At 57.1% G+C, this 1,096-nt stretch carries 2 protein-coding genes; both read right to left on the bottom strand.

The features are described 5' to 3' along the window. On the bottom strand, positions 1-806 hold an 806-nt coding region (locus tag ACIPZB_RS27215), incomplete at its 3' end, for an IS3 family transposase (protein ID WP_400643489.1). Positions 807-814: 8 nt separating this feature from the next. After that, the coding region (locus ACIPZB_RS27210) for a transposase (RefSeq protein WP_400643488.1) at positions 815-1,096 on the bottom strand (282 nt) is incomplete at its 5' end.

Raw genomic sequence — 1,096 nt, 5'->3', positions numbered from 1 at the left:
ATTGGCGACAGGTAGTTGTTATAGCTGTGGAGCCTGATTCGGTTGTATCGCATGAAGAAGCTGGTCATATCCTGCCTAGCTTCTTCAATCGCCGCGTAGCCCTTGGCGGGCACCCACTCCGACTTGAGCGTCCCAAAGAAACGCTCTGTTGGCGCGTTGTCCCAGCATTGCCCTCGGCGGCTCATGCTTTGCGTTATCCCGTGCTCAAGCAGCTCGGACTGGAAGCGTTGGCTGGTGTATTGGCAGCCTTGGTCTGAATGAAACATCAAGCCTGCATGTTTTCCTCGGATCTCCACCGCCATTCTCAGCGCCTTGCTAACCAGGTTGGCGTCATTGATCAGGGAAAACGCCCAACCCACAATTCGGCGGGCGAACAGATCAATGACCACCGCCAAGTGGTACCAGCGCTTCCCGACCATCAGGCTGGTAACGTCGCCGCACCAGACTTGGTTGATTGCCGTTGGCTCGAAGTTACGTTCGAGCAGGTTCTTGGCCACAAATGCCTCGACACCCTTGGAGCGATACTGATGACGACGGCGCTGCCTGCTGGCCAGGTTAGCCTCCGTCATGAGCCTTGCGGCCAGATACCGCCCCACCTTGAGCTGTTGGGCCTTCAAGTGCTGAGAGATCATCCGCGCGCCTACGCTTCCCCGGCTTTCAACGTGCAGTTGCACGACTTTTGCTCTGAGCGCGTCACGCTTGGTATTCGGCGCTGAACGGCGACGAAGCCAGTCATAAAACGCACTGCGGGAAACGCCCAGGGCGTCGCAAAGCAGGCAGGTCGGATACGAGCCCGACTCTCTCAGCTCCTCAATCAGGAAAAACGATCGGGATCCGACATTAAGAGAGCCGTAGCCTTTTTTAAGATTTCAGCCTCAGTCTCCAGTCGCTTGACCTTGGCTCGCAGTTGTTGGAGCTCTCGCTGTTCGTCACTGATTGCCTTGGTGCCTGCCACTGGCTGGCCTTTCTGGCGCTCTTTTCGAACCTGATCCACCCAACGGCGCAGCGCCGTTGGGCCGACATCCATCGATGCGCAGACGTCAGGGATCGAGCAGTTGTCATCAAGAACCATGCTTGCAGCACGTTGCTTGAACTC

The sequence above is a fragment of the Pseudomonas sp. NPDC089396 genome (genome assembly GCF_044749545.1).
Classification (GTDB): domain Bacteria; phylum Pseudomonadota; class Gammaproteobacteria; order Pseudomonadales; family Pseudomonadaceae; genus Aquipseudomonas.
This window is presented reverse-complemented; position numbering and strand designations above follow the sequence as displayed.